This is a genomic window from Mesorhizobium sp. P2_C4 (genome assembly GCF_056404575.1).
In genome coordinates this window covers 185,850-211,150 of sequence record NZ_JBFUDT010000003.1, presented here as the reverse complement: position 1 = coordinate 211,150, position 25,301 = coordinate 185,850, and the positions used below count along the sequence as shown (strand labels likewise).

Genomic DNA, 25,301 nt, shown 5'->3' with positions numbered 1-25,301 from the left:
CGATGTCCGTGTGCCGCGGCTGATCGGCATCCGTCCTTTGCCCGACCTCATGCATTCGGGGTGATGTCACCAGTTGCGGTCCATGGTAACTTTCTCGCGCCGCACGCAGAGGCGCCTAACTGAAGCAAGGGGAGTGGCCGCTATTGGCGCGTTATAAAAAATTCATTTTGCATTGCGGAATTCACAAGACCGGAAGCTCTTATCTTCAGGCGAGCCTGGCTTCCAACCGCGACGTGTTGGCGGCCAACTCGATCCATTACCCCGAACCCAACGACCCGGCGAATGAAGCGTTCGGGCCGCAGCACAGCATCGCCGCAATCGGCTACGACGACGGCAAGTCGTTTGAGCAGAACGTTGGCGCGTTCTTCTCGCTCGATTCCGACTGCGAAACGTTGCTGATGTCAGGCGAGGAATTTTCGCGAGCGAGCGCTCATCCATCTTTTTTCCAAAGCCTATTGAATGTCGGCGCCGAGGTGAAGGTGGTGTTTTATTTGCGGCGCTTCGATCACTTGCTTGAACGCGTGTATTCGCAATGCGTCAAAGACTACCTGGTAGGCCCTATCGAAGCAGCCCAATATCAACTTGAATTCTACGAAATCCTGCGACCGTTTGTTGCCGCACTCGGTGCCGATCGTATTGTCGTTCGACCGTACAACCCTAAATTTTGGCCCGGCGAATCGATCGGTCAGGATTTCTTCTCCGCAATTGGCCTGCCTCACCTCTGGGGTGCAATGAGAAAGCCGGCCGGTCGGATCAACGAAAGCCTGTCACGGCCGGAAACATACATGCTTTCAGTTACTGAAGGCATCGGTGAAAAGCAGCGCCTGCTAGACCACTTCCGAGCCCTGCCATTCCCGGAGTGCGGCAAGGCGAAGTTCTTCCGATCACCCGATTTTCGCTTTGACTTCAACCTGAAATATATGGGTTTGAACTCTGGCGTTGTCGCCCTCAATGGCGGGGTGGACATCACTGAATTTCTCGATCTGGCCAACGTCGATGATGATCCACATTGGCAAGCTTTCGACCCGAACGACCGTCAGATAGACGATTATCTTGAAACCTTCAGGGCCCAGGCATTCGTGAATTAGACAGTGGATATGATTGGGAAGCGGCGGCCGAACTGCGGTCAGTCGAGAAATTCGATTTTCTTGAAGGACATCATCTCGCCCATGACGTTGCCGCTGTCGTCGAATTGCTGTGCTTTCCCGACCGTGACGGTCACGCGCTTTCCCTTGTAGCGGCGCGGCATCGCCACCTGCTCGTTCCAGGTCTTGCATTGCGGCGCGACGCACAGGCCGACTTGCTCGGCCTTCTTGCTGTCGACGATGGTCAGGTAGCAGTTGTCGCCGCATTCGAAGCCGCGAATTCTGCCTGTGATCGTCTTGTCCTTGGCCAACGAAGGTGCCGCCTGCGCCAAAATGCTGGCTGCAACGAAAAGGGCCAAAGCTATGGGCGAGGACATTTGTTTCATTCAGACAGCCTGTCGCAAGCAGCATTGGTGCGCAAGCGGTTCCGCAGATGAGCCCACGCAGTCAATCATCCTTGGTCGTGAGCGGTTTGAGGCCAGCGCAGCAAAGTCAGCGCATGGCGCTTCGGCCCGTCCGGCATCGCGGCGGAGCCGGCCAACGCATCCTGCCGGTAGACAGTCATGATCGGCGCTCATGAGTCCATTTTTCTCGTCAAGGAGGTCCACATCCGCATCGACGCCTCCCCTGGTGGAAACGCGCTGTTAACGTCGTTCGCGGGTGGCAGTATGTCAGCCCCGGCTCGAAGTGTAAGTTCTGCACCTCTCAGCCGTGGAGGCGGGAATGAACTTGCTGCGAACAGCGCTTTTTTGCACGGCCATCATCGGCTTGGTACCGGCCGTTCGCGCTGAAGATAAGCCTGTTCCACCAAACGGCGAAGTAACGCCACTGCAGCCGGCAGTTCATTGCGAGGGGCAAAATTGCCTGCTCCCGACCGAGGACCCCGTCCAGGAGTGCAAGGGGCAGGATTGCACGCCGGCTCCCGCGATTGACCAGCCGCCGGGTCCGGAGATCCAACAGGTCAAGTGAGTAGCATCAGCCGGCATTCGAGACCCCGTGAAACGATGTCGCGAGTTTCGTTCCGGCGGATTGGCTCAGGGCGTCATAAGCGGCGGCGCCTGCAGCATCAGCACTGGCGAGCGGATCTACCATGTCCTCGGCCAGGAGCATTGTTGGGAGACGAAGATCAGCCCACAATACGCAGAGCGTTGGTTCTGCAGCGAGGGCGAGGCAGTCGCGGCGGGATGGCGAAAAGCAAGACGGTGGGGGCACATGGCCGGGAAAAAGGTGATCGCAGTCAAAGACTGGACTTGCGGAATGAGCGACGAGATCGGCCGTGTGGTGCTGACGATCAACCCGACCGAGGGTGAGCCGATCCTGGTTTTGATGACGATCTTCCAGGCGGCAAAAATGGCTCAGGAATTGCGGTCGCCGAAACTCGTTCCCCTCCGATGAGTCCACGCCGGTGGTAGCGCTATATTAGCAATCGCTTGCTTTTGGAAAAGAGCAGGATCATGCTTGGCGCACGGCGTGAGGAGGCCACCAGGATAATGGTGGAAAGGGGTACGTCATGGAATCTGTTTGCTACGTCCAAAATGAGATTTGTCTGTTGTCGCTCTTCGCCAACATCACGATGGCGTTTCTCGTCATGGCACCGTTCGCAGCGACGCGCCTGCTGGTGTTGAGGATGCGCAAAGACGCTGTCGGGACACTTCAGCCGGCCTGATTTCCCCTCTTGAGGGAAGATTTCCGAGGCGAGCAGTTCAATCGCTGGATAGGATTTTGCTATGACCCGCGATCAGATGCTCGCCCACCTCCGCTCCGCCGACGCCGTCGCGCGCGAAGCGGCGACGCATGGACATCATCCCTTCGGCGCCGTCCTGGTCGGGCCTGACGACCGCATCCTCATGCGCCAGGGCAATATCGACACCGTGCATCACGCCGAGACCGAGCTCGCCCGCCGCGCCGCGGCGGCCTACGAGCCTGAGTTCCTCTGGCAATGCACGCTGGTCTCGACCTTCGAACCGTGCGCGATGTGCGCCGGCACGATGTATTGGGCGAACATAGGGCGGCTTGTCTACGGGGCCGACGAGACCAAGATCCTGGCGCTGACCGGCGATCACCCGAAGAACCCGACGATGAGCCTTTCCTCGCGCACCGTGTTCGGCTCCGGCCAGAAAAAGATCGAGGTCTTTGGCCCCTTCCCCGAAATCGAGGACGAACTGCACGAGGCACACCGCGATTTCTGGACGCGCTGACGCGGTGGTCTGAGGGCTGCCGGGGCAAGCAGCCACAAAGCGGCGAAGTAACGCCACCGCACCCGGCAGCAAGGGGCGAAATTGCCTGCCTGCGACCGAGGACCCTGTCCAGGACTGCAAGGGCCAGGATTGCACTCTGGCTCCTGCGATTGGCCAGACGCCAGGTCCGGAGATCGAACAGGTCAAGTGAGTGGCATCAGCCGGCATCCGAGACCCGGTTAAACGACGCCTGCTGACCCAACCAATCCCATGTTCCCCGCACATCGACATCCCGAAGCCGATCCTGCGTGGAAACGGCGTACCATCCGCGACCCGCATCAAGGATGTGGGCGAATGGCTGGACGAGGCTCCCTGATGTGAGCGCCGCTGCCACCAGCGGCAGGCTGCCCAAAGCCACCCCCTGGCCATGCTCGGCAGCCGCAAGCGCCAGGTCGCTGTCGCTGAAATTGGTTCCGTGCCATGTGCCGTTCGGTTCGACGCCGACGCTGCGCAACCAGTCCGCCCAGCCGGTCGGGCGCTCGTCATGGATGAGCGAAGCGCCAAGCAGGTCGGCGGGCGTGCGCAGCGTGCTGGCCAGATCCTTGGTCGCGACCGGCGTCAAAAAATCCCGGGCGATCAGCAGGCTTTCGCAACCTTCCGGAGGCGCGTCCGCGTAGACGATTGCCAGATCGAGTTCCATGGTCTCGAAATCGACGGAGGCGCCACTCGTATCGAGCCAGGGCTCACAGGCCGGCACGGCCGCACGCAGAGCCGGCAGGCGACTGAGCAGCCAGCGCCGGCTGAAATCGCGCGGTGCATAGATCACGACGCTGCCGGGCTTTCGATAAGGTTCCAGCCGCCGATACCCCTCCTCCAGAAGGTCGAGGCAGCGGCGCACGGTGCGCTGATAATCGCGCCCGGCATCCGTCAGCCGCACTTCGCGGCCGTGACGCATGAACAGAGGCTGGCCGATATGGCCTTCGAGCAGGCGCATCTGGTGACTGATCGCCGACTGGGAGAGGCCGAGTTCTTCAGCCGCGCGGCTGAAGCTTTCCAGGCGCGATGCCGCCTCGAACCCCTTCAGAAACTGCGTCGGCGGGATATGCCTGAACTTCACCATTCATGAATTCCATTCACTGAAATGAGGAACCTTTCTCAGTTGTACGGCTGCTGAAGCCGATGAACAATGAGATCGATACATGAATGGAGAGTTTGATGAATGCCATAGAGTGGCCGGCGCAGCACTTGAAGTTTCGCCGCCCCGCGGAGTTCGAGCCGCATGCCAGGACGTGGATGGCGTGGCCACACCGACTGGACCTGTATGGCGCCACCTTGCCCGCCATGCAAAAGGCCTATGCCGATGTTGCCCACGCCATTGCCCAGTTCGAGCCTGTCACCATGGTGGCCCATCCCGACCATGCCGACAGCGCCCGTGCCCAACTTGGAAACCGGATCGAGGTGGTCGAAATTCCGATCGACGATTGCTGGATCCGCGATTCCGGCCCGACCTTCCTGAAACTGGCCGATGGCGGCCTCGCCGGCGTGTCCTGGCGCTTCAACGCCTGGGGCCGCAAGCATGAACCTTACGACCAGGACAATGCGCTTGCCGAACGGCTGCTGGCCCGCGAGGAGGCATCGATCTTGCGCTCCTTCCTGCATTGCGAAGGCGGCTCGCTGACGACCGACGGCCAAGGCACGTTGATCGCGACCGAAACCAGCCTGCTCCACTCCAACCGCAATCCCGGCATCTCCAAGGCCTGGGTCGAGAAGGAATTGTTGCGCATGCTCGGCCTCGAAAAGGTCGTGTGGCTTCCCGGCGATCCGCTGGATCTGGAGACCGACGGCCATGTCGATGGCATGTGCTGCTTCGTCAAGCCCGGCGTGGTGATGTTCGAATTCAATCCCGATCCGTCCGACCTGCACGGCCGCATCCTTGCCGACAATCTTGCAGCCCTTGCCGGCCAGACCGACGCGCGCGGCCGCAGTTTTGAGGTTATCCCCATCCCCGAGGCCTATGACGTCGAGGCGACGAGCGCGGTGTTTGCCCGCTCCTACATCAATTTCGCACTCGCCAATGGGGGCGTCGTCATGCCGGATTTCGGGCGCCCCTCGGGGGAGGAAGCCAAGGCAGCAATTGCCCGCGCCTTCCCCGATCGCCGCATCGTCACCGTCGATGTCGGCGCCGTCGTGCCGGCGGGCGGCGCCATCCACTGCATCACCCAGGAACAACCGGTGTGATGAGGTGGACACGACGTCACGCCATCATGGCAGCAACAGGGTGGGCGCTCATGCCTGAGATCGCGATCACGGCAGCCAGGGCCGGAAGCTGGAAGGTCACCGCGCCGTCCGAGGCCGAACCGCATACCAGGACCTGGATGGCCTGGCCAAGCACGCCGGCGGTCTATGGCGGACCGGGCGCCTATTACGAGAGCGTGCAGGAAACTCTGGGCCGGCTGGCGGCGGCGATCGCCGAGAACGAGCCGGTGGCGATGGCTGCCCCGGCAGCCGAACATGAGCTGGCGGCAAGGCTGTGCGGTCTAAAGGTCGAACTCGTCGACATTGCCACCGACGACATGTGGATGCGCGATTCCGGCCCGGTGTTCGTGCGCGCCGAGGATGGCACTATTGCCGCCGTGGACTTCCGCTTCAACGGCTGGGGCGACAAGCAGGCGCATGCCAGCGATGCCAGGATCGCCGGCAACGTCGCGCAACACCTCAATGTGACCCGCCACGTCGCCGCGATCCGTGGCGAAGGCGGCGGCATCGAATATGACGGCGACGGAACCTTGCTTTTGGCAGAAAGCTGCTGGGTCAACGACAACCGCAATCCAGGACTCTCACGCGCCGATATCGAACGGCATCTGCAATCGATACTCGGCGTCGAGACTGTGATCTGGGTTCCCGGCGTTCGCGAGCTCGACATCACCGATGGCCATATTGATGGCTCGCTCCGCTTCGTCAAACCCGGCCTGCTCATCGCCAGCAGCGTGACCGGCGACACCTCGGAATGGGGCCGCGCCCAAGCCGAAGCGCTTGCCATGCTAGCGAGATCCAAGGATGCGCGCGGGCGCAGCTTCGAGGTGGTTTCCATCCCCGCCGCAACCGGCGTCCGCTCGACAAGCGAAGACTTCCTGACCAGCTACGCCAACTACTACATCGGCAACGGCGCGCTCTACACGCCGCAGTTCGGCGACAGGAAGGCCGATGCCCTGGCCGCCGATACGCTTGGCCGTCTGCATCCTGGGCGCCGCATCGTGCAGCTCGACATGGACCGCATCTACGAGAACGGCGGCGGCATCCATTGCGTCACACAACAGCAACCAAGGTGAGGTGAGCCGTGCGTCAACTGATTGCCGCCGCTGTCCAGATTTCCTGCACCGATGAGGTCGAAAGCAATCTCGACAGACTGGAAACTCTTGTCCGCGAAGCCGCAAGGCGCGGCGCCGGGCTTGTCGTGCTGCAGGAGCTGTTCGAAGGCGTCTACTTCTGCATGGATGAGGATATCAGGCACAACAGCCGCGCCCTCCCCCTCGACGGCCACAAGACCATCGAACGGATGGCGGCGCTGGCGCGCGAGACAGGCGTCGTCCTGCCGGTTTCGCTGTTCGAGCGCGACGGCTCGCGACTGTACAACACCCTGGTCATGATCGACGCCGACGGCGAGGTGCTCGGTCGCTATCGCAAGAGCCATATCCCGAACAGTCCGGGCTACAGCGAAAAACTCTATTTTGCCGATGGCGACACCGGCTTCCGCATCTTCGAAACCGCCGCCGGCAAGATCGGCGCCGGCATATGCTGGGATCAGTGGTTTCCTGAGGCAGCCCGCGCCATGGTGCTGATGGGCGCCGAGGTGCTGATCTATCCCACGGCCATCGGCTCGGAGCCGTCCTTTCGCGGCTGGGATTCCCGCGACCATTGGCAGCGTGTCATGCAGGGCCATGCAGGTGCCAATCTGACCCCGGTGATCGCCGCCAACCGGGTCGGCGTCGAAAGGGGCGAAGCAAAGGAGATCGTGTTCTACGGCTCGTCCTTCATCGCCGATCACACCGGCGCCAAGCTCTCCGAAGCCGACCGCGTCTCCGACAGCGTGATCACGGCAGCGCTCGACCTCGACGAGATCGCGGAGGCAAGGCGCAGCTGGGGCGTGTTCCGCGACCGGCGTCCCGATCTCTACGGCGTGCTGCTGGAGCCGACACCGGAGCTCCTGCTTGCCAAAAATGCAGCCTGATTGAACAGCCCCGATCGGGGTTCACCAAAGGAGGACATGATGAAACATTGGCTCGCGCTCGCCGCGGCATGCCTTTTTGCGACCTCGGCCCAGGCCGAGGAAAAGGTCCTGCATCTCTATTCCTGGGAGTCCTATTTCGGGCCTGGCAGCATCGACAAGTTCGAGGCGCAAACCGGCATCAAGGTCACCTACGACATGTTCGATTCCAACGACATCGTCGAGACCAAACTGCTCACCGGCGGCTCGGGTTACGACCTCGTCACCATCAATCTCGCGCCGCATCTGCAACGCGAACTTCCCACAGGCGTCTGGGCGGCACTGGACAAGAGCCGCCTCTCCAACCTCGGCAATGTCGACCCGGCCGTCGCTGCCCGCCTCGACGAGGTCGACAAGGGCGGCGAGCATGGCGTGCCGTGGATGTGGGGAACGACCGGTGTCGGCTACAACGTCGAGAAGATCCGCGCGATCATGCCCGATGCCCCGGTCGACTCGCTGCGCTTGCTTTTCGACCCGGAAATCGCCGCCAAATTCGCACCCTGCGGCATCACCATGCTCGACGACGCCGAGCAGGTGCTGGGCCTGGCACTGATCTATCTCGGACTGGACCCGGACACCACCAATCCCGACGAATTGCAGAAGGCAGTGGACGTGGTCGCGAAGGTGCGCCCCTATGTCAGGAAATTCCATAGCTCCAGCTACATCAACGACCTCGCCGAAGGCGATGCCTGCCTGTCGCTCGGCTTTTCCGGCGACATGCACATCGCCGACATCAGGGCCAAGGAGGCGAAACGGCCGTTCACCATCACCTACCGCCTGTCGAAGGAAGGCAATCTGGTGTGGGCCGACATATTGGCGATACCGAGCGACGCCCCGCATCCGGAAGCCGCGCACGCCTTCATCGACTTTGTGCTGCGCCCAGAAATCGCCGCCTCAGCAGCCACCGACACCGGCTTCTCCACAGCGAACAAGGCTGCACTTGCGCTGCTCGACGAGAAACTGCGCGCCGACCCCAATCTCTACCCTTCGGAAGAAGCGCAGAAGCGCCTGCATCTACCGAAGGCGCTCGACCAGAAAGCCCTGAGAATGTGGTCGAAAGCCTGGAATCGCGCCAAGGGCCTGGAATAGGACACGTCTGCGCCCCCTTCGCGGAGGACCGGTGCAAGCAGCCAATCACCCCTGGTCGTGCACCGGCTGCGGCCAGCGCAGCAAGGCCGCGTGGCCACCTTCGGTCAGCGCATAGACGCCGCGCTCGGCCCTGGCGAACCATCCATAGACATTATCGAGCAGAATGCTGGCGGCGCGAGGCGAAATGGTTTTCAGGTCGCGCGGGCGTTTTGGGCCGTCCGCCATCGCGGCGGCACAGGCCAGCGCATCCTGACGGTAGGCAGTCATGATCGGCGCGCGCGACCCACCGCCAACGACAGGATCGCCGCGCCGGCGCTTGTGCTCTTCCATCAGCCGCGACCGTCGCTTGGGGTCGCGCCGTGGCGGCAGAGCGGCCGGGCTGAGCAACAGTTCGACATGGCCGGTGTCGCTGACGGCCAGAAGCCCGAAGCCGAGCCGCCGGCACAGCGCGCGAAAACGGCGATCGTGCTCACGGCCCTTGCCGGACATGCGCGCCGCCAGCCAGACCTCGTCGCATGCCGCGGCGCGATCGACGCCTTGCAAAACCAGTTCGAGGTTGAACTGCAGTTTGAGTTCGCAGATGACCAGCACCGGCGGCTCGCCGTCGCGCAAGCCCACGATATCACAACCGCCGACTTCGCCTTTGACAGTGAATTCGAGGCTCTCGAGAAACCGCTTCACCGGGATGTAAAGAGACGTCTCCTGCATGCTGCTGGCATAGCCGATTCGGACCGGGCTGGCACGGCAGCGCCTAATGCATGTCGCCCAAAAGTGCGCAGCGGTTTTGGGACAACGACATGCATCAAAACAAAGACTTAAAGCGCGTTGCCTGAATCCGCTTCAACGCGACGCGCTTTAGGCGAGATCACCCGTCAGCACGTGCATCTCTTTCTGCACAGCCGCGAAAAACCGGCGAACCTCATTGGCGGCCGAAGCCGCGTCATTGCCGGCCCCAATCGCGCGGTCGAGGAGTTCGCGCGCCGTCGCTTTCCAGAAGGATGTGGCTGTGTCGCCATGCAGGTTGCCAAGCTTGGCGGCAACCTCGCGCACCAGGACGACCTGCCGGTCTATTGGAAAGGCTCGCACATTTGCTGACGACATCTCTGGACCATCACACTGACGCAACGAATCAGACGCTGCACTACAGGCACTGGCCTAGCCGCAAAACTGGAAATGGAACCTTAACGGGGCAGTCCAGGCGTCATTTGCGCCAGCAGACTTCGCCGGCGATTGAGCAAGCGCAATGAGCCGTGGTCGGACGGCCAATTGCCTTTGCTCCAGCCTAGATCCTCACGCCCCTCGCCTCACCGCCGCGCTTGCCAGGAACCATCATGTCCCTGGCCAGCAAGCCGCTGACACGGCAGAACGCCAAGAATGCCCGGCAGGCGTCCTCGGTCTTGACCACGTCGACCGTGGCGCCGAAACAGGCATTGAACGCAGCCTCGTAAACCTTGCCTTGCCGGCGCGCCGGCCAGCCATGCAGGACGTCGAGCGCCTGTTCGACACTGTAGATTTCCTCGACCGGCAGGCCGGGCGCGGGCGCGATGCGCACCGGCACCTCGAATTGCAATCTGTCCATCTTTTCTCTCCCGAAACGGCGTCGCCACAGCAACGCCGTTCGTCCTAGAAAGTTGCCTTGACCGGGCTTTTACTCAAAAATGTGTCGTCACTGCGGTCATCTTTCGGACAGAAGCCTGCACCGAGGCGCAGGGCGCTATTGGTTCGCCGGATCGGTCTCCGCATCGTAAGCCATGCGTACGACCATGATCAGGATGTAGACCGACGGCACGGCAAAGAGTGCGGCAAAGACCAGGGCTGCCGTTCCCGCCATGCCGAGCGTTTCGGCAATCGCCCAATAGACGGTTCCGATGCAGATGAGCGCCTGCACCGAGAGAAACAAAGCGGCCGAGACCGCGCGCGTAAGCGTTTTGAGTGTTTTGATACGTTGCATCTGGATATTCCCGGAAATGACGCGCCACGCAGCCGGTGACGGCCGATGGCCGTCGCACAGGACACGACGCGGATTGGGATGGGGATGGGTTGAGAGGCGCGGCTAGCGCCGGCAGCCTATGTGGATGGCGGCGCGCGCGGCTGGTTGGCGCTTGCCCGTGTCGGGGCCACGAATGCAGAGGCGACAGCTACCTGGACCGCCGGGGTCCGATCGAGCAGGAGGAAAGCGGCTTCAGGCGCAAGCGCGCCGGAAGTGCCGCTGACGAATTTGATTGGAACCGGCCGTGCGGTGCGGATTTCAAGTGCGTGCGTCTTGCCGGTGATACGCAGCAGTGCTGCCACATCGCCCTGCCGGGCGGCACTGATATCGGCGCCGCCCGATGCGGCGGTGGCCGATGCTGTGGCCTCCGACTGGCCCAGGCACAACAGCGAAAGCAAAAGCAGCGCCATCAGGCCCGAGCAGGCTGCCCTGATCGACGACGTGAATGGATTTGCGCGCTTGGATGCCATCAGAAGACCGCCCTAGCCTACGAATTGAAGAAAGGAAAGCTTTGCGGCCGAATGGCTTGGCGTGGGCCGGACAGGCACACCGGGCAGCCGAATATCGCCTGTGCACCCCTATGGGCGGCAGTTCGGCCTTGAACCTTGCGCCATCCGGTGCCAAATCTGGGGAGATTTTCGCAACGGCGCTCACATTTCCAGCCCGCCCACCCTTGCAGACGGACAAAATGGTCACTTACCTCGACGCCGCCACGGCACCCCTGAGAAACACCGGCCAGATCCGCCTCTATGGCGAAGAAGGTTTTGCCGGCATGCGCAAGGCCTGCGACCTCACCGCACGCTGCCTCGACGAACTGGTGCCGATGGTCGAACCCGGGGTCACCACCGAAACCATAGACCGCTTCGTCTTCGAGTTCGGCATGGATCACGGCGCACTGCCCGCGACGCTCAACTATCGCGGCTATACCAAATCCAGCTGCACTTCGATCAACCACGTCGTCTGCCATGGCATTCCCGACAACAAGCCGTTGAAGGATGGCGACATCGTCAACATCGACGTCACCTATATCCTCGACGGCTGGCATGGTGATTCCTCGCGCATGTATCCGGTCGGCACCATCAAGCGCGCCGCCGAACGCCTGCTCGAAGTCACCCATGAATGCCTGATGCGCGGCATTGCGGCGATCAGGCCGGGCGCCCGCACCGGCGCCATCGGCGCCGCCATCCAGACCTTTGCCGAAGGCGAACGCTGCTCGGTGGTACGCGATTTCTGCGGCCACGGCGTCGGCCAGCTGTTCCACGATGCGCCCAACATCCTGCACTATGGCAGCGCCAATGAAGGCGTCGAGATGCGGCCGGGCATGATCTTCACCGTCGAGCCGATGATCAATCTCGGCCGGCCGCATGTCAAAGTGCTGTCGGACGGCTGGACGGCGGTGACGCGCGACCGCTCGCTGTCGGCGCAGTACGAGCACACGATCGGCGTCACCGAAACCGGCTGCGAGATTTTCACGCTGTCGCCAAAGAACCTCGACCGCCCCGGCCTGGCGGCCTGAGCGGTCAAGGAATATCGAGGCCAGTTTAACGGCCGCGAGCTCAGGCCCGCGAATTCAGGCAACCACGGCCGGGTGAAGCAGGTCTTCAAGGCCGATGTTGCGATACATCTCCCGACGCATGCGGTCGGCAACGCCATTGACGATCTCGGCGCCGTCCTGCGACGGGTCGACATGGACGCGGAACGGCCGTTTGCCGAACGGCGTATCCACGACGCGAACGATCTCGCGGGCCACCTCCGACGGATCGGCGTCGGCCGGCTCGAGGCCGGCCAGCCCCTCAAGCGCCCGATCGGCGATACCGGCATAGGGACCGGCTTCATACTCGGCGGCCCGCGCCGCATCGGACGGCTTGCCCGAATGCGCGAAATGATTGGTGCCCTTGGTGAAGGCGCCGGGAACCATGATGGTGGTTTCTATGCCCCACAGAGCGAGCTCGGTCGAGTAGGACACCGCCAGCGCATCCATTGCCGCCTTGGCGGCAAAGTATGGCGCCAGGAACGGCGGCGTGCCACCGCGCGTCGAGGAGGAGCCGACCCAGATCAGCAGGCCCTTGCCTTGCTCGCGCAGATGCGGAAGTGCTGCGCGGTTGACCCGCTGCGCGCCCAGGACGTTGACGTCGTACTGCTGGATGAGCTGGTCGGGGGTGAAGGCTTCGGCGGGGCCGAACACCATATGACCGGCATTGTGGACGATGACATCCAGTCGGCCCGCATCGGCGAGAATGTGGGCGATGCCGGCATCGGTCGAGACGTCCGACTGCACGTCCAGCTCGGCGGTGCGCAGATCGGCCTTGTGCTCGGCGGCCCAGGCCGCGACGGCTGCGACCTGGGGCGCATTGCGCCCGGTTGTCTCGCGCATCGAGGCGTAGACGGTATGGCCGGCTTCGGCCAGCGACTTGGCGGTCATCAGGCCGAAGCCCGAGGAAGCGCCGGTGACGAGGATGACGAATTTGGACATGATGATGTTTCCTTGATTGAAGCTCGCTGGGAGCTGAAGCGGTTCCGGGTTGCCGGCGAGATCAGATGATCCCGCCATTTGCCCGCAGGGTCTGGCCGTTGATCCAGGCGCCGTCCGGGCCGGCGAGGAAGGCGACCGCATCGGCGATATCCTCGGGCTGGCCGAGGCGCTCGAGCGGAGCAAGCTTGGCCAGGCGATCGACAACCTCCTGCGGCTTGCCATCGAGGAACAGCCTGGTCGCCGTCGGCCCCGGCGCGATTGCGTTGACCGTGATGTTGCGGCCGCGCAATTCCCTGGCAAGCACGCTGGTCATCGCCTCCACCGCGGCCTTGGTGGCAGCATAGACGCCATAGGTCGGCTGCAGCAGGCCGACGACGCTGGATGAGAAATTCACGATCCGGCCGCCGTCGCGCAGACGCTTTGCCGCTTCGCGCAATGTGTTGAAGGTGCCCTTGAGGTTGACGGCGATCTGGCGGTCGAACAGGGCATCGTCGCTGTCGGCGATCGTGGCGAGGTTCATGATGCCGGCATTGTTGATCAGCACGTCGACGCCGCCGAAAGCGGTTTCGACCGTGTCGAACATACGCGCCACCGCGGTTGCGTCCGCGATGTCGGCCTTGGCCGCCACCGCCCTGCCCCCGGCGGCTTCGATTTTGGCGACGATCGCCGCTGCCGAGGCGGCATTGCCGGCGTAGTTCACCACGACAGTGAAGCCGTCCTTGGCAAGGCGCTCGGCAACGGCGCCGCCGATGCCGCCCGAGGCGCCGGTGACGATGGCGATCTTGCCGGCCTGGTTGGTCATGGTCTGGTTGGTCATGGTCTGTCTCCTTGTTGGATGCCGTTGATCGGCTGACAGCAAGATGCGCCTTCCAGTGTCGCGGATAATCAGGCATAATCCGACATCATCATTCGAGAATTCGAACAATGGATCGCTTCGACGCCATGCGCGTCTTCATCCGCATCGTCGAGCGGCGCAGCTTCACCAAGGCCGCCGACGATCTTGGCCTGCCCCGGTCATCGGTCACCGATGCGGTAAAGGGCCTGGAGGCGCGGCTTGGCGTGCGGCTGCTGCAGCGCACGACCCGTCAGGTCAGCCCGACACTGGATGGCGAAGCCTATTATCAGCGCTGCGTCAGCCTGATCGCCGATCTGGAAGATGCTGAAGGCGCCTTTGTCGGCGCCAAGCCATCGGGTCTGGTCCGCGTCGACATGCATGGCACCCAGGCGCGGTATTTCCTGCTGCCCGGCCTGCCCCGCTTTCGTGAGCTGTACCCGGATATCAGGCTGCATATCAGCGAGATGCACCAGCCGATGGATATGATCCGTGAGGGCTTCGACTGTCTCTTGCGCGCCGGCGAACTGGCCGACAGTCCGCTGATAAAACGACGCCTGGCGACGCTGGAAAGGGGCACCTTCGCCGGCCCTGACTATCTCAGCCGCTTTGGCACGCCGCAGACGCCCGACGAGCTCGGGGGACACGAAATGGTCGGCCTGATGGCGCCGGATGCAGCCGAGGTCATTCCTCTCGTCTTCAGCATCGACGGCAAGACCCGCCAGTTCACCTTGCCTGCCATGGTGACGGTGACCGGCCCCGAGACCAATGTCGCTTCCGCCTGCATGGGCCTTGGGCTGATCCAGGTTCCACGCTACCGGGTCGTCTCGGAGCTGGCCAGCGGCGCGCTGGTCGAGGTGCTGGCCGGCTTTCCACCGTCGCCATTGCCGGTCCACGTCCTCTATTCGCCGACGCGTCAATTGTCGCCGCGCCTGCGCGTGTTCATCGACTGGATGGCCCAACAGTTCCGCAACCGAACCGCGCGGCCCGAATGAAGCGCCGCCGGATCGCGGCAGCTGCATTCGAGATTTTCACGCGACCGTCGAAAAACCTCGGCCCACCGGCCTGGAACGCCGCGCATCCATTGGGACGCGCAATGTCCGCCAACTCGCACGTTGGCATCGATCTATGGGATGAGCAGCAGGCTTCCGGTGGTCCGTCCAGCCTCCAGTTCCGTGTGGGCTTTGGCCGCGTCCTTGAGTGCGAATTCCTCGCCGATGGCTGCGGTGATGTTCAGGCGGAAGGCATCGATCAAGGCTGCAGCGGCTTCGGCATAGAATGCCGGGTCGCCGGTTGCGGCCATGATGCTCGGGTGCGCAAGAGCGCGGTTGGGCCGTAACTGGTCGAGCGAAACCTGCGGGATCGGCCCGGCCGCCTGGCCGAAGCTCACGGCAATACCGAAAGGCCGGATGCATTTGATTGTCTTGGCAAGCATGACGCCGCCGATGCCGTCGTAGCCGACATCCACGCCGCGACCGCCAGTCAGATCCATGACCTCGTGAACGAGATCGGCATCGCGCCCGACGATCAAATGGTCGGCGCCGTGGGAGCGGGCAAGGATGGCCTTCTCCTCGGAACTGGCCGTGCCGATCACCGTTGCGCCGAGATGTTTTGCCCAGCGGACCAGAATGGCGCCAAGGCCGCCGGCCGCGGCATGGACGAGGATGGTGGTGCCCGGCTTCACCGCATATGTACGGTTGAGCAGCATATAGGCCGTCATACCCTTCAGCGTCGATGCCGCTGCCGTGCGCAAAGCGACGCTGTCAGGCAGCTTGATCGCCCGTTCCGCCGGCAGCAGGCGTGTCGAACCATAGGCGCCGACCGGCGCACCCGCATAGGCGACGCGATCACCGACAGCGAGGGATGAGACCTCGGGGCCGGCGGCCTCGACGATACCAGCGCCCTCGGCACCGAGTACGACGGGATAGGAGGGCAGCGGATAGATGCCCTTGCGATGGTAGATATCGAGGAAATTGACGCCGATCGCTTCGTGGCGGATGCGTATCTCCTTTGGGCCGGGAGCTTGCGGAGCGCGCTCCGAAACCAGGAGTTGGTCGATGCCTCCCGTAGCGGCTAGCGTGACGACGATATCCATCCTCATTCTCCGATTTGCTGTTCCAATGCGTGAATGGCAGATGGTCGGTTGATTGAAAATTCCCTATAATTTCCCAAGCAATGGGAAAAAATCGTCGATGGTGGATTGGGAAGATCTGCGCCATTTCTACGCTCTCTCCCGCCTGGGCACGCTATCGGCCGCCGCACGGGCACTCGGCGTCGAGCATGCCACAGTGGCGCGGCGCGTGGCGCATCTCGAAGAAAAGACCGGCACCAAGCTCGTCGACCGGCGCGGGCGCCGCATTTCGCTCACGGCCAAAGGTCAGGAGATCGCCACCATCGCCGCGCGCATGAGCGAAGATGCCTTGACGATCGAGCGGGCCGCGCTGAATGCCGACCACCGGCATGTTGGCACGGTCAGGGTGAGCGCTCCGCCGGCCTTAGCGACAGCAGTGCTGGTCGAGCGGTTCGTCAGCCTCCGGCAGCGGCATCCAGGCATCAACGTGGTCGTCATTGGCGAGACACGCTATGCCTCGCTTGGGCGGCGGGAGGCGGATATCGCGGTGCGGCTGACGCGGCCGGAACAGGGCGATCTGACCGTCACCAAGATCGGGGAGATCGGCTTCAACCTCTATGCCGATCCCGCCTATCTCGCCGCAACGCCCGAGCAGGATTGGACCTTTGTCGGCTATGAGGAAACCATGGCCTCGTCGCCACAGGAAAGGCGGCTTGCGCAGATTGCCGGTGGCCGACCGGTCGCCATCCGAGCTTCGGCGCTCGAGTTTCAACTGGCCGCGGTCAAGGCTGGCGGCGGCGTTGCGTTGCTGCCGGATTTCATGGCGGCGCCCCAGAATTTGACGAAACTGCCTTTGCCCGCCGATCCGCTTACACGCGAAATCTGGCTGGTCGTGCACACCGATATCAAGGATGTGCCGATGATCCGCGCTGTGGTGGAAGGGCTTGGCGGCAAGGACATATCAAAAAACCTCGACCGCCCCGACCTGCCGGCTTAGTCTTTCCGCCTGAGCCTTTTGGGGGAGCATGGCGGCATATGGGGAAAATCGGCGACGACGACGAACGGGGTTTCTTCTCCGAAGCGCGGATCCCGCCGCCTGCCAAGGCTGCGGCGATCGAACAGCCGCACTATATCGGTCACCGCGACCGCTTGCGCACGCGATTCACAGCCGCCGGCCCTGACGCCCTGCCCGACTATGAACTGCTGGAGCTTTTGCTGTTTCGCCTGATCCCCCGGATCGACACCAAGCCGATCGCCAAGGCGCTACTGGCCCGCTTCGGCACCCTGGCCGAAGTGCTCGGCGCGCCCGCGGCACTGCTTCAGGAGGTGAAGGGCATCGGTCCGGCGGTGGCGGTCGATCTCAAGATCATTGCCGCGGCGGCGCAGCGCATGGCGCGCGGCGAGATCAGCGGCCGCGAGCTCCTGTCGTCGTCGACGCAGCTTCTCGAATATTGCCGCTCGGTCATGGCATTCGAGAACCGCGAGCAGTTCCGCGTCCTGTTCCTCGACAAGAAGAACACGCTGATCGCCGACGAGGTGCAGCAGGTCGGCACCGTCGACCACACGCCGGTCTATCCGCGCGAAGTGGTCAAGCGCGCGCTCGAACTCTCCGCCACCGCGATTATCCTGGTCCACAATCACCCCTCGGGCGACCCGACGCCATCGCGCGCCGACATCGAGATGACCAAACAGATCATCGACAGCTCCAAGCCGCTCGGCATCGCCGTCCACGACCACATCATCATCGGCAAGAAGGGCTATGCCTCGATGAAGGGCCTGCTTTTGATCTGAGCGAGCGAGGCGGGTGGCGGCTCTGGCGCATCACCGCGGCCACACGGAATCTCATTCCCGGTTGCCCGATCCTGCTGCAGGTGCCCACGTGGCTCCTCCACCACGAGAGAGGAAGCCCTCATGGGTCTCTGCCACTGCCGGTGCCTGATGTCCGGTGGTTCGCCCAAGCGCTGCCATGGTGCGCCGGGCGCGAACTCTAGTGGCGGAAACGACGGCAAGTCCGATGAAAAAGAGGATGCCTGGATCGGCACTGCCACCTGACACTGAGCTGGCAATTATGCCTGCGAGGGAAGCATTCCTGACACTTGTCACGACCGCATCAGTTTCTGGGTCTACCCACTCCCGCATCCGCCCCAATCCGCTGACCAGGACGCCGAGCAGGATCGCCATCATCAACGACCCGAACAAGCCAAGTTGGGAAAGCACCGCGATCGGCCAACTTGATGCCCTTGAACTGCCGAAACCAATGCCGAGGCCACTGGTGTCCAGGAAGGACTGCAGGCTCTTTACGTTCCAGTAGGCGCGCTCCTCGCCGGAGGCCGAATCTGCCTTGTTGACGATGGTGGCGTTAATCAACTTGACGAAGGGTTCAAGGACGCCGGCGTTGTAGAGGCTGATGCCCATGATGGCGACCACGCCTGTCGCCATCAAAGCGGTTAAGAGTATCTCCTCGCGCTCAACCCGCCCCCTGAAGACCGAAACCAACATCGAGAAGGCGACCGGAAGGCACAGGAGAATGAGACCGACGTGAGCGGTCGACGAAGTCGACAGAACGGTCAGGAAGAGCAGGATGCCCGCCAAGCACTGGGCGAGGCGTGATTTGGCCTTTCTCCAATACGTGTAGCAGAATGCCAGACAGCAGAGGGAAACGCTTGCAAAGGAAGAGGCCTCTGAAAAAGGCCCCGTGATCCGCACGAATCCCGCCTCGACTGCTTCGGTTACAAGTGCGTAGTTGGCGGTTCTGATCGGGGCCAGCAAGTCTCCCGCTCCTGCGTTCTTGCCGATAAGATCGACCAGCCCCATGCCCGTGTGCAGACCGCACCACAAGAAGAAGCCGCGGCGGACCTGGTCGATCCTGTTGGAGTGTAGCAGCAGCACGCAGAGCGCGATGGCGGTGAGCCCGCCAAGAATGAAGTACCCCGTCTGTGAGATGTTGCCCGAAACCGGGGCCAGAGATGCTTCGACGACCGCAACCCGGGTTTTCGACTGCACGAAGACGGCGGTCTGTCCTGCGAAGAATCTTGGAAACAGCCATGCCCCGATGATTGCGTAAGCCATCAGGCTTGTCAGAACCCAGACCGGACGGATGCTTCCGAACACGCTTCCAAGATCGAACCAGATGCGACGTCTGGCGGCGACGGCCGTGACGAGCAGGGCCGCAAACATGGTGTAGATCAGCGGAGACGACCCACCTAAAAAGGTCAGCGTCATGGCGGCCGTCGCACCGAATGCCTGGGAAGCGACCAGGCCGATGATCAGCATTCCCCTGGAATAGTAGGCAACGATCAAAATGGCCGCGACCACCAGGAGCCCCGGCAAGGACATCTGCATTGCTGACCGAGCCTCCCGCTTGGTTTGGCCCCGGGTTATGCGGACGCGCGAAACTGTCCGACGGCTCATCTTTCGGCAGATGGATATCCCGAGCAAGAGAGCCAAAGGGCGTAGCCCGACACCCGCATCTGCAGGACATGGCAGATACTCCTGCCTAAGGTGGGGTACCGAAGGGTGATCGTCCGCTTGGCGTGCGCTTGAAGACTGAATGGCTGCATGTCCAGGTTTCGGCTGCTGCGTCGTAAATTCACGGCGGGATGGATCGAGGATGTGAAAAATGAGCGCCTTTTCGCTTTCGGGAAAGCGGTGACCGACGAGTCGGTGAACTCCACGAGTTGTTTCGCGCTGGCTGTCTTTTCGTAATCCGGCCAGCGCCTCCTGCAAAGGGCTAACCCTCAATCCGCGACCGCCTCCTAAAGAACGCCTCGACCAAAGAGAAATGGCAATCTTATACTAGGGCTGCAGGCTTGTTTTTGCTGTCAATTGCACAGCCCTGTGTTAATGGTGAAATCGTGGGAGCGCCGGGCAACGGGCGGGTTGTTGGAGTTCCGGCACGAGGAGGAGAAGCGGTATGACCATTCAGGTTGTACATAGCGCATTCGGTCCCAGGCAGGTCAGGCAACTCAAGGAAGTTTACGAGCGTGCGCGGGCGGTGGAGGCAAAGTACCCCGAGTCCCACCTTGCCAGCAAAGCCGCCAAAAGGCTGATAGCCGCCTTCGAAACCGTGATCCAGACGGACGGAACGCTTCTGGATGTGCAGTGGCTAAGCGAGGCTGATCCTCAAGGAAACGCCTGAGACCCAGGCCTTCATCCAGCGTCCACGAAGCCTTCGGCTAGACGGCTAATTTCCGTCGACGTCAGCCACGCCCTGCAAGCGGATTCTGCTTGCCAAATCAAACTTCTCTGGAACCTGGCCTGACCGCGTGTTCGCCGCGCGGAGCGATAGGGGAGCCGTTGGGCGGGCAGTGACTCCCCTATCCTGTCTCCGCGCTTTCGCTGCAGACAGGCCGCGTAAGCCTTGAGCAGACGCCGGCATTCCAATGTTCAGCCTGGCACATATGCCGTCAACGAAGCTTTTGGAGGGTCGACGAAGCTTTTGGAGGTAAGATGTAATGTTGTCAGGGGATGCGAGCGGATCCTGCTTCCGCCTATCGGATGAGGACCGGCCGAACAGCCCCAATCAGGGTGATCTGCGCAATCGGGTTGATCTGCTTGGCTGATTGGCCGACGGCACGATGTGTCCGACAAGGTCCGGTGCAGGCCAAGCGTCCCATTCCGGCGTCTTCAAGGGATCGCAGCGCTTGGGTTCCAGCTTGGCTACGTCTTTTTGAAGACTTAAAAATCTTTATAAAATTAACATAAGTTAGAGACTGCTTATAAATAACCCATAGACTGCTCAAGCTGTTCTAGGTGGCTGCAGTGGGGAACTGCTCAAGGCTCCAAGCTGGGGATAACCCAGCCTGAAGCTTCGAGTGGGTTGGGTATCAAAGTTCAATCCAAAAGAATGACGGAGCTCTAGCTCTATTGGCCGCCACAAGGCAGATCGCGTTGGGGAAAGGCGGGTACTAGTATGGGTTCTACAGTAGGATTGCACGATTACACTTCCACAAATCAGACAAGAGTTCCGTCCAGCGGAACGGAAAATGTCCACGAACAGGCAGGCAAGCAATGCCTCCTCATCCTGGACGGAAGGGCCCTAGACCGCGAGTGTCTCGCATCGGCCCTCGAGGACCACGAACTCGGCATGGCGGTCGTCGCCATGGGTTCGATCGAAGAATGGCGGGTGAAGAAGGGTTCGGCCCCTCCCCTCGCTGCCATACTCTTCAACCTTGGCGGCCGGAAAGTCACCGATCATGGCATCGCGGACGAGATCAGGCATATTTCGTCCGAGTTCAAATCGGTGCCGGTGGTTATCCTGGCCGACACCGAAGACCTTGCACAGATACTGACGGCTCTCGAATGCGGCGCACGCGGCTACATTCCGACTTCGGTCGGGATCGACGTGTGTGTCGAGGCGATCAACCTTGCAGCGGCGGGAGGCATCTTCGTCCCGGCGAGCAGTGTCCTCTCGATGCGGCACCTGATAGATTCAGGCAGCTGCGACACGCGGCCTTTGACTGGCATGTTCACGCTCAGGCAGGCCGAAGTCGCCCAGGCGCTCCGTCGCGGCAAGGCGAACAAGATCATCGCCTATGAACTGAACCTGCGCGAAAGCACCGTGAAGGTCCACATTCGAAACATCATGAAGAAGCTGAAGGCGACCAACCGGACGGAGGTCGCCTACAAGGTCAACGATCTCTTCGCAGAAGGAGCTCTGGTTGAGGAGTAATCACTAGCGATAAGACGGCCCGCCTTGGTGAATCCCGGCGGGCCGTTTTCGTTCGTTCAGCCTTTGAAAGTTGAATGACCGATTGCAGTGAATAGCATCAGGTCTCTGGCAGCAGCCACACCTACACGGCGAGAATCTCGTCCTCGTACCGTTTTGGGGTGTCATGTCTGGGACGTCGACGAAGGCTGTCTGACAAACGGTTCAAGATCCCTCCGGCGACGAAGGTATCAGAACACAGGTCGAGAGGGCTCGCAGGGACCTGTACAGGGCGGCTTGCCGCCTTGGCGACCGCCGATCAATCTACAGCGGGAACAGGCTCAGGGAAGGTGTATCTGCCCACCCATCTAATGGCTTCCTCGATCGTATCGAAGTTCTTGTGCTGCCCGCTCAGCAGCCCGAAGCCGGTCTCGAGGAACCATTTGCCTTTCGTGCTATAGGCTTCCTCATCAATCTCGGTAAGGACGGCGACCAGCTGGTCGGATTTCCACACCAGAACACCGGATTCTCCCCCCTCCACCGTTCCGATCCGGGCTTCGCTGAGCGAAAATCCACGAGCAATTTCTTCTTTGCCCACGTTGATGATTCCCCAACTTCAAAATGGATAGTAAAAATCCGTCGGCCTTGGATGGCTGGCTGCTTCTGTGTCTTTTTCAGCGGACGTCGCCCGACGGCGACAGAGGAATTTGTTAGCAGATCGCCCGGCAAGTTCAATGGCTCTTCACGCGATTTGTTCGTTGATCCACCGTTAGTTTTTTCGCGGGGGAATTTGCGAAAAACTGCTAAAGAATTTTGGCCTTCCGGAGTGTGAACGCCTCGGCAAAATGCTCGGGTGCCCGGCATTCCATCCCGCGCAATCTCGCAAGCCCGGCGAATGTCTCGCGGTCGAACCAGTCCTTGGAGCGCTGCGTCCCGAAGTGCTCGTGGAGGAGTTCGATCTTGCGTTCCAGCACGGCGGCCGTGAGCGGCACATAGGCATTGGGCTGGCAAAGGTCGCCATCCCATTTCGGTATCTCGTATTCGAGCACCAGATGATCGCGGAACACGTTCCAGGTCAGTTGGTTGACCTCCCGGTGGTCCTGATGGGCGTCGAACCTGGCGTGGGTAAACACCACGTCGGGATCAACCCGTGATCTTACCTCGATCAGCCATTGCTTTATCGATCGGCTATGGGCGGGGAAGTAGCTGTCTTCGAAATCCGCGACATCGACCGTCGACGAGCGCGATCTTTCGAGAAAGGCCTCGGCCGACCTCCTGGCTTCCGCTGAGCGCAGGCCGCCTGCGCTCAGCACGCACCAGTAGACGTTCAGTTTGACCCCCGATGCGATCAGGCCGAGTATCGTGCCTCCGGCGCCGATCTCGATGTCGTCGGAATGGGCTCCAAGGCAAAGGATTGAGAGTTCCTCCCCGCGACGTGCGAGGCCAAGGCCCATCATGATGCGGCCAACACGACGCTGCGCCTGTTCTTCTCGGCGGTGACCCTCATGTTCCAGGGCATGTCGCCTTTTTCGACCATGTCTTCGAGCGATTGCCAATCGCGCAACGTGTCCATCGAACGCCAGAACCCTTCGTGCTTGTATGCCATCAGCATGTTGTCATCGATCAGCCGCTTGAAGGGTTCGACAACGAGTTCCTCGCCGTCACGCATGTAGTCGAAGATCTCGGGGCGGAAAATGAAGTAGCCGCCATTGATCCAGATCTCCGATGTCTGCGCCGCACGGAACTCGCGTACGCGGCCATCTTCCGCGATGTCGGCCAGGTGGTATGTCAGTGGCGCGTGCACGGCGAGGAAGCAGCCGATCTTGCCACTGGCCTCGAATTTCCTGATCATATCGTCGAGGTCGACATCGGTCAGGCCGTCGGAATAATTGGCCAGGAACATCTTCTCGTTCCTGACGTGGTTTTGCGCGGCCCACAGGCGCTCGCCGATGTTGCGCCAGATGCCGGTGTCGAGCAGGGTGATGCTCCAGTCCTTGACCGTGTCGCCGAGCAGCTTCACGTCCTCCCCTCCGTGCGTGACCACGCAATCGGAAAAGGTCTGCGGCCGGGTATTCAGGAAGAAATCCTTGATGATGTTGGCCTTGTAGCCCATGCACAGCACGAATTCGTCATGCCCGTAGTCGCTATACCACTGCATGACGTGGCGCAGGATCGGCTGGGGGCCGAGCGGAATCATCGGCTTCGGTATGCTTTCGGAATAATCGCGAATCCGGGTGCCGCGGCCGCCGCAGAAAAGAACGACTTTCATCTGTGTAGCTCCGATGGATCAATCACGGTTACGAACGGAATTGGCACCACGAATTTCGCGTTCCAGGCGGCGACATGGTGCATCTGCTTGATGATCTCGTCCTTCAGGTTCCACGGAAGGATCAGGATGTAGTCCGGCTTGGCCTGGTCGATCGCGTCGATGGGCTTGATCGGGATGTGCATGCCCGGTGTGAAGCGACCGTGCTTGTAGGGATTGCGGTCCACCGTGAAGTCGAGGAAGTCGGTGCCGATGGCGCAGTAGTTGAGCAGCGTGTTGCCCTTGCCAGGCGCGCCATAACCGCAAATCCTTTTGCCCTCGTTTTTGGCCGAGACCAGGAACGCGAGAAGATCGCGCTTCGCGCGCTGCGCCTTGTAGGCGAACGAGGTGTAGGTCGTCATTTCCGTAAGCCCATGCCGCTTTTCGCGATCAAGGAGTTCAGCGATATGGTCGTGAGTGGCCCTGCTGCTGCCCTCGTGGGCGAGATAGACACGCAGCGAGCCGCCGTGGGTGGGCAGTTCCTCGACGTCGATCAGCCGCAGCCCGTGGCGGGCCGCCATCAGGTCGATCGTCAGCAGTGAGAAATATGAAAAGTGCTCATGGTAGATGGTGTCGAACTGGTTCTCGGCCATCAGCCGCTCGATGTGCGGGAACTCAAGGGTGACGACGCCCTCTGGTTTGAGCAAGATTTTCATTCCGGCGACGAAGTCGTTGAGGTCGGGCACCTGCGCCAGGACGTTGTTGCCAATGATCAGATCGGCGCTTAGTCCTTCGGCCACCATCTGACGTGCCAGGCGCACCCCGAAGAAGTCGACCCGGGTGGGCACGCCCTTCTCGACCGCCGCGCGCGCAACGTTGGCGGCCGGCTCGACGCCAAGTACGGGAACGCCGAGTGGCAGGAAGTGCTGCAGCAGGTAACCGTCATTGCTTGCCAGTTCCACTGCAAAGCTGTGGGCGCCAAGTCCAAGTCGCTTCGTGATCGCTTCGCAATAGGCTTTCGAGTGGGCCACCCAGCTTGTCGAAAATGAAGAGAAGTAGGCGTATTCGCTGAAAATGGTCTCAGGGCTCAAATACTCCTTGAGCTGCACCAGGTAACAGCTCTCGCAGACCAGGACGTTGAGCGGAAAATAGAGTTCCATCTGGTCAAGCTGTTCGGCTTGCAGGAAGCTCTCGCAAGGAGGCGACATGCCAAGGTCGACCAGAGTGTGACGCAGGCGCGATCCGCAGAGCCTGCAACCAACATTCCGGCGTGTCGTGTTGTGGTCGCGAACGATTTCGACAGCCTCAATGTTCATTCGGTACTCCTGGCGCGATGGTGTGAAAGACGGAAACGCGGGGGCTTGACGATGAACCTGTGCCCTCCGCGCCTCCGTAGAGAGACCTTCTTTGGAGAGTGCTTCTTTTTCG

The 25,301-nt window shown here is 61.6% G+C and carries 28 protein-coding genes and 1 pseudogene; 14 read left to right on the top strand and 15 right to left on the bottom strand.

Going from position 1 to position 25,301, the window contains the following annotated elements; all coding sequences use genetic code 11:
- Positions 1–143 precede the first annotated feature (143 nt).
- Positions 144–1,088, top strand: a complete 945-nt coding sequence (locus AC1DX6_RS13535) for a hypothetical protein (protein WP_477314070.1) — start codon at positions 144–146, stop codon at positions 1,086–1,088.
- Between the two features lie 38 nt (positions 1,089–1,126).
- Here AC1DX6_RS13535 and AC1DX6_RS13530 read toward each other — a convergent pair whose 3' ends face one another.
- Positions 1,127–1,462, bottom strand: coding sequence for a hypothetical protein (locus AC1DX6_RS13530; RefSeq protein ID WP_477314068.1), 336 nt, complete (start codon positions 1,460–1,462; stop codon positions 1,127–1,129).
- Between the two features lie 676 nt (positions 1,463–2,138).
- Between AC1DX6_RS13530 and AC1DX6_RS13525 the strand changes: the two are divergent.
- The 3 genes and pseudogenes from AC1DX6_RS13525 to AC1DX6_RS13515 form a co-directional block, all read left to right on the top strand.
- A pseudogene (locus AC1DX6_RS13525) lies at positions 2,139–2,288 on the top strand (sunset domain-containing protein); the annotation flags it as partial.
- A 54-nt stretch (positions 2,289–2,342) separates the two neighbouring features.
- Positions 2,343–2,480, top strand: a complete 138-nt coding sequence (locus AC1DX6_RS13520) for a hypothetical protein (protein WP_477315141.1) — start codon at positions 2,343–2,345, stop codon at positions 2,478–2,480.
- A 332-nt stretch (positions 2,481–2,812) separates the two neighbouring features.
- Positions 2,813–3,283: a nucleoside deaminase gene (locus AC1DX6_RS13515; RefSeq protein ID WP_477314066.1), complete on the top strand. Its 471-nt coding sequence runs from the start codon at positions 2,813–2,815 to the stop codon at positions 3,281–3,283.
- A 196-nt stretch (positions 3,284–3,479) separates the two neighbouring features.
- Here AC1DX6_RS13515 and AC1DX6_RS13510 read toward each other — a convergent pair whose 3' ends face one another.
- Positions 3,480–4,382, bottom strand: coding sequence for a LysR substrate-binding domain-containing protein (locus AC1DX6_RS13510; RefSeq protein ID WP_477314064.1), 903 nt, complete (start codon positions 4,380–4,382; stop codon positions 3,480–3,482).
- Positions 4,383–4,477: 95 nt separating this feature from the next.
- On the opposite strand from AC1DX6_RS13510, the gene AC1DX6_RS13505 reads away from it, so the two are divergent.
- The 4 genes from AC1DX6_RS13505 to AC1DX6_RS13490 are packed head-to-tail and all read left to right on the top strand — an operon-like array spanning position 4,478 to position 8,615.
- Complete coding sequence (locus tag AC1DX6_RS13505) at positions 4,478–5,500, top strand: agmatine deiminase family protein (RefSeq protein WP_477314062.1); 1,023 nt, start codon at positions 4,478–4,480, stop codon at positions 5,498–5,500.
- A gap of 50 nt (positions 5,501–5,550) precedes the next feature.
- Positions 5,551–6,591, top strand: a complete 1,041-nt coding sequence (locus AC1DX6_RS13500; RefSeq protein ID WP_477314060.1) for an agmatine deiminase family protein — start codon at positions 5,551–5,553, stop codon at positions 6,589–6,591.
- An 8-nt stretch (positions 6,592–6,599) separates the two neighbouring features.
- Positions 6,600–7,490: an N-carbamoylputrescine amidase gene (gene aguB, locus AC1DX6_RS13495; protein ID WP_477314058.1), complete on the top strand. Its 891-nt coding sequence runs from the start codon at positions 6,600–6,602 to the stop codon at positions 7,488–7,490.
- Between the two features lie 39 nt (positions 7,491–7,529).
- The gene (locus AC1DX6_RS13490; RefSeq protein WP_477314056.1) at positions 7,530–8,615 is read left to right on the top strand and encodes an extracellular solute-binding protein; all 1,086 of its coding nucleotides are present in this window, start codon (positions 7,530–7,532) and stop codon (positions 8,613–8,615) included.
- A 45-nt stretch (positions 8,616–8,660) separates the two neighbouring features.
- Here AC1DX6_RS13490 and AC1DX6_RS13485 read toward each other — a convergent pair whose 3' ends face one another.
- The 5 genes from AC1DX6_RS13485 to AC1DX6_RS13465 form a co-directional block, all read right to left on the bottom strand.
- Positions 8,661–9,323 (bottom strand): DUF2161 domain-containing phosphodiesterase, encoded by a 663-nt coding sequence (locus AC1DX6_RS13485; protein WP_477314054.1) that lies wholly within the window; start codon positions 9,321–9,323, stop codon positions 8,661–8,663.
- Positions 9,324–9,470: 147 nt separating this feature from the next.
- Positions 9,471–9,716: a DUF6074 family protein gene (locus AC1DX6_RS13480; RefSeq protein WP_477314052.1), complete on the bottom strand. Its 246-nt coding sequence runs from the start codon at positions 9,714–9,716 to the stop codon at positions 9,471–9,473.
- Positions 9,717–9,897: 181 nt separating this feature from the next.
- Entirely contained in the window at positions 9,898–10,194 is a 297-nt protein-coding gene (locus AC1DX6_RS13475; RefSeq protein ID WP_477314050.1) for a DUF982 domain-containing protein, read from the bottom strand.
- A 135-nt stretch (positions 10,195–10,329) separates the two neighbouring features.
- Positions 10,330–10,566: a hypothetical protein gene (locus tag AC1DX6_RS13470; protein ID WP_477314048.1), complete on the bottom strand. Its 237-nt coding sequence runs from the start codon at positions 10,564–10,566 to the stop codon at positions 10,330–10,332.
- 116 nt (positions 10,567–10,682) lie between these two features.
- Positions 10,683–11,075, bottom strand: coding sequence for a hypothetical protein (locus AC1DX6_RS13465; RefSeq protein ID WP_477314046.1), 393 nt, complete (start codon positions 11,073–11,075; stop codon positions 10,683–10,685).
- A gap of 218 nt (positions 11,076–11,293) precedes the next feature.
- On the opposite strand from AC1DX6_RS13465, the gene map reads away from it, so the two are divergent.
- Positions 11,294–12,121, top strand: a complete 828-nt coding sequence (gene map, locus AC1DX6_RS13460) for a type I methionyl aminopeptidase (RefSeq protein ID WP_477314044.1) — start codon at positions 11,294–11,296, stop codon at positions 12,119–12,121.
- A 54-nt stretch (positions 12,122–12,175) separates the two neighbouring features.
- Here map and AC1DX6_RS13455 read toward each other — a convergent pair whose 3' ends face one another.
- Complete coding sequence (locus tag AC1DX6_RS13455; RefSeq protein WP_477314042.1) at positions 12,176–13,078, bottom strand: SDR family oxidoreductase; 903 nt, start codon at positions 13,076–13,078, stop codon at positions 12,176–12,178.
- 61 nt (positions 13,079–13,139) lie between these two features.
- Positions 13,140–13,880 carry an SDR family oxidoreductase gene (locus AC1DX6_RS13450; RefSeq protein WP_477315097.1) on the bottom strand — a complete coding sequence of 247 codons (741 nt, stop codon included), beginning with the start codon at positions 13,878–13,880 and terminating at the stop codon, positions 13,140–13,142.
- A gap of 122 nt (positions 13,881–14,002) precedes the next feature.
- Here AC1DX6_RS13450 and AC1DX6_RS13445 point away from each other — a divergent pair, with 122 nt between their 5' ends.
- On the top strand, positions 14,003–14,905 hold the full coding sequence (locus tag AC1DX6_RS13445; protein ID WP_477314040.1) for a LysR family transcriptional regulator: 903 nt from the start codon (positions 14,003–14,005) through the stop codon (positions 14,903–14,905).
- Between the two features lie 131 nt (positions 14,906–15,036).
- On the opposite strand, the gene AC1DX6_RS13440 is transcribed toward AC1DX6_RS13445, so the two are convergent.
- Complete coding sequence (locus AC1DX6_RS13440; RefSeq protein ID WP_477314038.1) at positions 15,037–16,005, bottom strand: quinone oxidoreductase family protein; 969 nt, start codon at positions 16,003–16,005, stop codon at positions 15,037–15,039.
- 97 nt (positions 16,006–16,102) lie between these two features.
- Here AC1DX6_RS13440 and AC1DX6_RS13435 point away from each other — a divergent pair, with 97 nt between their 5' ends.
- Entirely contained in the window at positions 16,103–16,978 is an 876-nt protein-coding gene (locus AC1DX6_RS13435) for a LysR family transcriptional regulator (RefSeq protein ID WP_477314036.1), read from the top strand.
- Positions 16,979–17,016: 38 nt separating this feature from the next.
- Positions 17,017–17,772, top strand: coding sequence for a RadC family protein (radC, locus tag AC1DX6_RS13430; protein ID WP_477314034.1), 756 nt, complete (start codon positions 17,017–17,019; stop codon positions 17,770–17,772).
- A 51-nt stretch (positions 17,773–17,823) separates the two neighbouring features.
- Here the strand turns inward: radC and AC1DX6_RS13425 are convergent, their stop codons facing one another.
- A complete protein-coding gene (locus AC1DX6_RS13425) occupies positions 17,824–19,323 on the bottom strand; it encodes a hypothetical protein (RefSeq protein ID WP_477314032.1) in 1,500 nt (499 codons plus the stop codon).
- A gap of 571 nt (positions 19,324–19,894) precedes the next feature.
- Between AC1DX6_RS13425 and AC1DX6_RS13420 the strand changes: the two genes are divergently transcribed.
- Both AC1DX6_RS13420 and AC1DX6_RS13415 read left to right on the top strand, forming a co-directional pair.
- A complete protein-coding gene (locus tag AC1DX6_RS13420) occupies positions 19,895–20,119 on the top strand; it encodes a hypothetical protein (protein ID WP_477314030.1) in 225 nt (74 codons plus the stop codon).
- A gap of 774 nt (positions 20,120–20,893) precedes the next feature.
- Positions 20,894–21,652: a LuxR C-terminal-related transcriptional regulator gene (locus tag AC1DX6_RS13415; RefSeq protein WP_477314028.1), complete on the top strand. Its 759-nt coding sequence runs from the start codon at positions 20,894–20,896 to the stop codon at positions 21,650–21,652.
- 295 nt (positions 21,653–21,947) lie between these two features.
- On the opposite strand, the gene AC1DX6_RS13410 is transcribed toward AC1DX6_RS13415, so the two are convergent.
- The 4 genes from AC1DX6_RS13410 to AC1DX6_RS13395 form a co-directional block, all read right to left on the bottom strand.
- Positions 21,948–22,226, bottom strand: coding sequence for a hypothetical protein (locus AC1DX6_RS13410; protein ID WP_477314026.1), 279 nt, complete (start codon positions 22,224–22,226; stop codon positions 21,948–21,950).
- Positions 22,227–22,431: 205 nt separating this feature from the next.
- Complete coding sequence (locus AC1DX6_RS13405) at positions 22,432–23,085, bottom strand: PIG-L deacetylase family protein (protein WP_477314025.1); 654 nt, start codon at positions 23,083–23,085, stop codon at positions 22,432–22,434.
- On the bottom strand, positions 23,082–23,897 hold the full coding sequence (locus AC1DX6_RS13400; RefSeq protein WP_477314024.1) for a sugar phosphate nucleotidyltransferase: 816 nt from the start codon (positions 23,895–23,897) through the stop codon (positions 23,082–23,084). Before AC1DX6_RS13400 ends, AC1DX6_RS13405 begins: the two co-directional genes overlap by 4 nt.
- Entirely contained in the window at positions 23,894–25,189 is a 1,296-nt protein-coding gene (locus AC1DX6_RS13395; RefSeq protein WP_477315095.1) for a methyltransferase domain-containing protein, read from the bottom strand. Before AC1DX6_RS13395 ends, AC1DX6_RS13400 begins: the two co-directional genes overlap by 4 nt.
- Positions 25,190–25,301 lie beyond the last annotated feature (112 nt).